At 67.7% G+C, this 6,841-nt stretch carries 5 protein-coding genes; 1 reads left to right on the top strand and 4 read right to left on the bottom strand.

Annotated features, from left to right (window positions below; genetic code table 11):
- Positions 1-1,947: nitrite reductase large subunit NirB (nirB, locus tag D3654_RS02645; protein ID WP_162943599.1), on the bottom strand; the 1,947-nt coding region annotated here is incomplete at its 3' end.
- A gap of 277 nt (positions 1,948-2,224) precedes the next feature.
- Between nirB and nirD the strand changes: the two genes are divergently transcribed.
- Entirely contained in the window at positions 2,225-2,593 is a 369-nt protein-coding gene (gene nirD, locus D3654_RS02640; RefSeq protein ID WP_120519977.1) for a nitrite reductase small subunit NirD, read from the top strand.
- A 94-nt stretch (positions 2,594-2,687) separates the two neighbouring features.
- On the opposite strand, the gene D3654_RS02635 is transcribed toward nirD, so the two are convergent.
- The 3 genes from D3654_RS02635 to D3654_RS02625 form a co-directional block, all read right to left on the bottom strand.
- The gene (locus D3654_RS02635; RefSeq protein ID WP_120519976.1) at positions 2,688-4,100 is read right to left on the bottom strand and encodes an aldehyde dehydrogenase family protein; all 1,413 of its coding nucleotides are present in this window, start codon (positions 4,098-4,100) and stop codon (positions 2,688-2,690) included.
- 176 nt (positions 4,101-4,276) lie between these two features.
- Positions 4,277-4,816, bottom strand: coding sequence for a hypothetical protein (locus D3654_RS02630; RefSeq protein ID WP_120519975.1), 540 nt, complete (start codon positions 4,814-4,816; stop codon positions 4,277-4,279).
- A gap of 26 nt (positions 4,817-4,842) precedes the next feature.
- On the bottom strand, positions 4,843-6,795 hold the full coding sequence (locus D3654_RS02625; protein WP_120519974.1) for a primary-amine oxidase: 1,953 nt from the start codon (positions 6,793-6,795) through the stop codon (positions 4,843-4,845).
- Positions 6,796-6,841 lie beyond the last annotated feature (46 nt).

Genomic DNA, 6,841 nt, shown 5'->3' with positions numbered 1-6,841 from the left:
GTAGGCCTGGCCGGATTCGAAGCCGGCGTCGACCAGTTCCTTCCAGATTTCCGGGAGCTGTTCGAGCCGGGCGCCGAACATGTCGATGCGCTGCCCGCCGGTGATCTTCGTGTACAGGCCATACTTCTTGGCCACCGCCGCAATCACGGCCAATCCGTCCGGCGTGATCTCACCGCCCGCAATCCGGGGAACCACCGAATACGTGCCGTCCTTCTGCATGTTGGCCAGGGCGCGGTCGTTGGTGTCCTGCAGCGTTCCCCGCCCCGCATCCAGGACATACGCCGAATGCTGCGAAGCGAGGATCGATGCGATGGTGGGTTTGCAGATGTCGCAGCCTGCGCCGGTGCCGTAGCGGGCCATGATGTCTTCGAAGGAGGTCAGTTCCAGGATGCGGATGGTTTCGAAGAGTTCCTGGCGGGAGAGGCTGATGTGTTCGCACAGGGCCTTGGAGACCTCGACGCCGGACTTGGTCAGTTCGGTTTCGAGGAGTTTCTTGAGCATGGGCACGCAGGAGCCGCACTGGGTGCCGGCCCGGGAGCAGCTCTTGAGTTCGGCCAGGTCCTGGACCGGGGCGTTGCCCTCGCAGCTGCCGCAGCCGTTGATGGCGTCGCGGATGTTGCCGGCGGCGACGTTGTTGCAGGAGCACAGGATCGCGTCGTCCGGCAGTTCGGTTTCGGGGGCTTCGCCGCCGCCGGCGGCGGAGAGGAAGGCGCCGGGTTCTGCCGGGAGTTCGCGGCCCAGGAGGGGGCGCAGGCTCATGTAGGGGGTGGCGTCGCCGACGAAGATGCCGCCGAGCAGGGTCTTGGCGTCGTCGGTGGTGACGATTTTCTGGTAGACGCCGCGGGCGGGGTCGGCGTAGACGATTTCCAGGGCGTGCTCGGTCTTGGCGAAGGCGTCGCCGAAGCTGGCCACGTCCACGCCGGAGAGCTTGAGCTTGGTGGCGGTGTCAAAGCCCGGGAAGGTCGCCGCCCCGCCGTGCAGGCGGTCCGCGACGATCTCGGCCATCGTGTTCGCAGGAGCCACCAAGCCCAGGCACATCCCGCCGAAGTTCGCCACCTCACCGATCGCGTAAATGCCGGGAATCTCGGTCTCGCAGGCCTCGTCGATGACCACACCGCCGCGGGGACCCAGTGAGAACAGCTGCTCCTCGCCGTCGGCCGCCCGGAACAGCTCGTCGCGCGGACGCACGCCGATGGCGACAATCACCATATCCGCTGCGATGGTCCGGCCATCGGCCATCAGGACGCCGGTGACCTGGCCGTCGTCGTCGGACAGGACCTCGGAGGGGAACACTCCGCCGTGGATCTCGAATCCCTTTTCCTTGATGAGGCGGCCGAGCGCCTGGCCGGCCCCTTCATCGAGCTGCGTGGCCATCAGCCAGTTGGCGCCGTCGATCACCACGGGGGTGGCGCCCAACTGCTCGGTGCCGGCCGCGGCCTCCAAGCCCAGCAGGCCGCCGCCGATGGTCACCGCGGTGACCTCGCGGCCGAGCTTTTCGCGCAGCGCCGCAATCGCGGCGTTGATGGCCCACACGTCTTCGAGGGTCCGGTAGACATGGGTGTGCTCGGCGCCGGGGATGGGCAGGCGGGCTGCGTTCGATCCCGTAGCAATCACCAGGGCATCGTAGTCATAGTTGTTGCCGGCCGCAGTTTCCACGGTCCTGGACCCCGGGTTGATCTTCACCACGCGTTCGCCGGTGCGCAGGTCCAGTGCCTCTTGATCCCACATGGCGGCGTCGCCCAGGGTGAGGTCATGGTCCATGTCGGTGAGGGCCTTGCTCAGCGCCACACGGTCGTAAGGCAGGTGGGCCTCTTCGGTGAGCACCGTGAGCTGCCATCCCTCGAGGCCGCGCGTATGCATGGCATCCGCGAAGCGGTGGGCAGCGGGTCCGCCGCCGACAACGACAATCCGGCGCGGGGCATTGGGGCTGGTGGTGTGTGCGTTCATCGGCACCCTTTCACATGCGCCGCAGAACGTCCTCTACGACTCCTTCCAGCAGCATATGGACGGGCAGTTTCGCGACAGTTTCCCGATTGTTTCGGGGGCTTAACTTTCGCATCACCACGGCTTTCACGCCGCTGTGAGTACTCCTTTACGGGGCCGACACACAGGCCGCATCCGGCCGAAACATCCCGCACCTAGCGTTGTTGTCTGGCTGCACACTGCCTGTCCGGTGGCGGCATCGGAGCCGCCGCCCGGCGGGCCAAGCGATAGGGGTTGAACCATGGCCATTGGTCTTGAAAGCATCGAACGTCCGGTTGAAGAGCAGGCCGGCGCGTGGCACCGCGTCTGCGCCGTCGAGGAGTTGGAATTCGCCTGGGGCGAGGCCGCGCTGGTGGACGGCAGGCAGCTCGCGCTGTTCCGCCTGGAGTCCGGTGAGGTCTATGCCGTGACCCAGCAGGACCCCGCCACGCTGTCCAACGTCATGGCCCGCGGCATCACCGGCTCCCGTGGCGGACGTCCCACCATCGCCTCGCCGCTGCACAAGGAGGTCTACGACCTGCAGACCGGCGAATGCTTCACCACCCCGGGACTTCGCTTGGACTGCTTTGCCACGCGGATCGTGGACGGCTTCCTCGAAGTGGCGGTCTAAGCCTTCCACAGGCATCCTTCCACAGCCTAAAGGGCACCGCCGGAACTGCTCCGGTGGTGCCCTTTTGGCTCTGCGGTGTCAGCCGTTGATGGGCTTAGCCGTTGATGACCTGGGGGATGCCGAGGGCTTTGAGGCCTTCGGTGCCGAATTCGAGGCCGTAGCCGGATTGTTTGGCGCCGCCGAAGGGGACGCGGGGGTCCACGGCGCCGTGTTTGTTGATCCAGACGGTTCCGGCCTGGAGGCGGGCGGCGACGTCGCGGGCGGCGGCGGGGTCGGTGGACCAGACGGAGGCGCCGAGTCCGACGTCGAGCGCGTTGGCCATCTGGACGGCGTCGTCCACGGTGCTGTAGCGGATGATGGGCAGGGCGGGGCCGAATTGTTCTTCGGTGACGAGGGGGTTGTCGTTGTCGATGTCGGCGATCAGGGTGGCGGGGTAGAAGTAGCCCGGCTGTTCCGGGTCGGGGTTGCCGCCGGTGAGGATCCGGGCGCCGGAGTCGCGGGCTGCTTCGACCAGGGTGGCGACGACGTCGTACTGGGCTTTGTTCTGCAGGGGTCCGAGGACGTTGTTTTCGTCCAGGCCGATACCCATGGGCATGGCCTTGGCGACGGCGGTGAGCTCGGTGCAGACGGCGTCGTAGATGCTGTCGTGCACATAGAGGCGCTTCAGGGCGGCGCAGGTCTGGCCGGTGTTGATGAAGGCGCCCCAGAAGAGGTCCTGGGCGATGGACTGGGGGTTGGCGTCGGGCAGGACGATGCCGGCGTCGTTGCCGCCGAGTTCGAGGGTGAGGCGTTTGACGGTGTCGGCGGAGGAGCGGATGATTTCGCGGCCGGCGGCGGTGGAGCCGGTGAACATGACCTTGCCGATCGCGGGGTGTTCGGCCAGGCGGGCGCCGACGTGCCGGTCGCCGGCGACCACGTGCAGGATGCCTTCAGGCAGTTCCTCGTTGAGGACCTTGATCAGGGCCAGGACGGACAGGGGCGTCATCTTGGAGGGTTTGACGACGGCGGTGTTGCCCATGCGCAGGGCGGGGGCGATCTGCCAGATGGTGATCATCATGGGCCAGTTCCAGGGGCCGATGGCGCCGACGACGCCGATGGGCCGGTAGTGCAGTTCGGCGCGGGTTGTCCCGTCGTCCACTACCGTCTCGGGCTCCAAAACGGTGGTGGCGGCGGTGCGCAGCCAGGCGGCGCAGGCGCCGACTTCGAAGCGGGCGTTGGGTCCGTTCAGGGGCTTGCCCTGTTCGCGGGAGAGCAACTGGGCGAGTTCTTCGGCGTTGCGTTCGACGGCGTCGGCTGCCCTGAGCAGCGCGGCGGAGCGGGCGTCGTGGCCGGCCGCGGCCCAGGCCGGCTGGGCTTCGGCGGCGGACGCGATGGCCTGTTCGAGGTCCTCGAGGGTGTGGACCGGGGCCTGGCCGACGACGGCGCCGGTCGCAGGATCCAGGATCGTCCGGGTGTTCTGGCCCGCAACCGGGGCAATCGAGGCCAGCAAGGCGTCGTAGCTTTCCAAGGTGTCACTCCACTCTGAGTAGTTGGTGTCCGCCGGCGGCCTGGCCGCAGGCGGTGTGTTGAGTCTGCCTGCCCCGCGGTGGGGCGGCTTGTCTATCCGGGAAGGGCAGTTGTTGGCGGGTGAACAAAGTCCGCAGCGGAGCAGGTCCACCGCTGAACAGGTCCACCGCCAACAGCTCAGGCGGCCATGAGGAGCATGGCCCCGAGGGCCCCCGCCGAGGAGAACGCCTCGACGGGGTGGACCAGCCGGCGGGACCGCAGCCCCCGCATGGCCAGCAGCACCGAATAGCCCGCGACGGCGGCGGCGAGCGCGGCGGCCAGGAAAGGCGTGAACCCGCCTCCGCCCTGATGCGCGTGGGCACTGTGGAGTGCGCTCCCCGCCACCGGCTGGAGGCCGGTGACGAGGAGTGCGAACATCCCCAGGACGGAGAGGGCCCGGTGCAGTTCCATGCCGCTGCGGTGTTCCCGGCGCAGCAGGACCAGCGGTAAGGGTGCCGCCAGCAGCAGGAGCAGCGCCCACACCACTCCGGGGAGCAGGCCCGGGCCGGCGGTGGTGTCCGCCATCGCGGCCAGCATCACGGCCATCGGCCCCCACTGGCCGAAATTCCCCAGGACGCCGCACCGCAGAACACCGCCCCGCCGTCTTCCTTCGCGCAGGGGGCACAGGACGCCGACCGCGCAGCAAGCCAGCATCACAGCGGTGAGCACCGTGTACATGGGATCTCCTGCGGTTCCGGGCCGGCTCAGCGCCCGCTGTGGCAGTGGCCGCCGGCAGGCTTCGACGCCGGAACGTCCAACACCGGGCTGCGGTCGAAGAACCCATCGGGACGCAGCTTGAAGCCCACCGTGTCCACCGGCATGATCGGCCAGTCTTCGGGGCGCGGGAAGTGGGTCAGGCCGAAGGTGTGCCACACCACGATGTCCTGCCCATCGATGTCCCGGTCCCGGGCGATGTAGGACGGCAGGCCCGCCCCGCCGGAGTGCTGGTTGACGAAGTCGCCGGTGGGGTAGAGCTCGTCCTCGGCGTAACGGGTCACCCAGAGGTCCTTTGTGGCGAAGGCTGCGCGACGGGCGATCGAGGAACCGGGGTCGGCCAGCAGGGTGGGCTGGTTTTCGCTGTGCAGCTTGTACCCCACGGCTTCGCCCAGCCGGTTCCTGGATTCAGGGTTGGAGATGATCCAGGTGCGGCCGTTGCGTGCGTCGCCTTCACGGACGCCCTCGGATTCCTTGGTGAGCACTGTGCGTTTGCGGGAGAACGCGTTGCCGCGTTCGTTGCCCGGTCCCATGGCCTGCCGGACCACGTCTTCCTCCTCCACACGGTTGCTGAAGCCGTCGACGGCGAAGTCCAGCCGGGCGCTGAAGAGGTGCTGGTGGTAGGGGGCGCCGAGGCCCGGTGCCAGTTGGGAGATGTTGTCCGATCCGCCTTCCGGGAAGGCGCTGGTGAAGACGACGCCGGTGGCCTTCGCTTCGAATTCGATGGTGCCGTCCAGGTAGAGGTACCAGTAGAAGCCGTAGTCGTAGTTGCCGATGGTGGTGAAGAAGCTGACCACCAGGCGGCGGTTGCGGCGGGTGTAGTTGACGCCGCTCCACAAGTCGCTGTGCTTGGACAGGATGCTCCAGTCCTCTTCGTGGATGCAGACGCCGTTGCGGATTTCGCGCGGGTTGCCGAAGGAGTCGCTGACCACGGGGCTCAGGTAGGTGATTTCGCCGAGGCAGTCGCAGCCCAATTCCAGCGAGTTCGCGTACTGGCCCACCAGGTACTCGCCGGTGTCGAAGTAGTTCTGCCAGGAGCGCACGGGGGAGGGATCACCGTAGGGGACCACCATTTCGGCGATGGACGCCCGCTTGAGGATGCTGCGGCGGCGGCCGCCGTCGTCGAACGCCACATTGTGCAGCACCACGCCTTCGCGGACGTCGAACCCGACGTCGAGGCTCCACTTCTCCCATTCGAGGTGGTTCCCGCCCCGGATGCTGAAGCTGGGGCCCTCGGGCTGGGTGATGTGGAGGGGCTTCTGGGTGGTGCGCAGCGGGCCGGTCAGTTCCGGGTCGGTGTAGTTGCCGTGCTCTGAGGGGATCGGCATCGCGCCGAAGTCCAGCACCTGGGTGACTTCCTTGTTGACCACGTCAACGTAGGCCACCAGTCCGTCCACGGGGCGCGCCCAGGCGTTGTCTTCGGGGAACTCCTGGACGAACGCCAGCCCGCGCAGGATGCGGCGGCCCTTCTCCTCGGGGTACTCGAAGACGCCGGCGGACAGGGGCGCGACCCGCACCTTGGCGACGTCGAGGTTCCGCGCGGCGAGGGCCTTGAGCCAGCGTTCGTCCTGGGCCAGCACGGCTTCGACCAGTTCGAACTCTTCCTCGATGACGGGGAGTTCGCCGGCGACTGCGGTGTCCAGTTCGGCGTTGCGGACGATCCCGCCGCGCCTGGTGTCCGCGGTATCCAGGGAGACGACGACGTCGCGCGCAGTCCCGGTGGCCACGTTGTGCAGGAAGACCCGGAAGCGGCGGTCCGCCGCCTCTGCTGCGTGATCCGCGGTGTTGCGTGGTGGATCGAGGAGGCCGAGGTAGGCCACCCGGGCGGATTCGTCGAACAGCCCGGCGTCGGCGAGGACGGCCTTGACGGCGGTGATCTCGCCGGCGGTGACGGGGGAGTAGGCGGTGGTTGCGGCGGTTTCGGGAATGGTGGATGCGCTCATGGATAAGCCCCTTGGGAACGGCGGTTTATTTTCTATGTGCGTAGAC

Origin of the sequence: Arthrobacter celericrescens (assembly GCF_003614925.1) — a bacterium.
GTDB classification, from domain to species: Bacteria; Actinomycetota; Actinomycetes; order Actinomycetales; family Micrococcaceae; genus Arthrobacter; species Arthrobacter celericrescens.
This window is presented reverse-complemented; position numbering and strand designations above follow the sequence as displayed.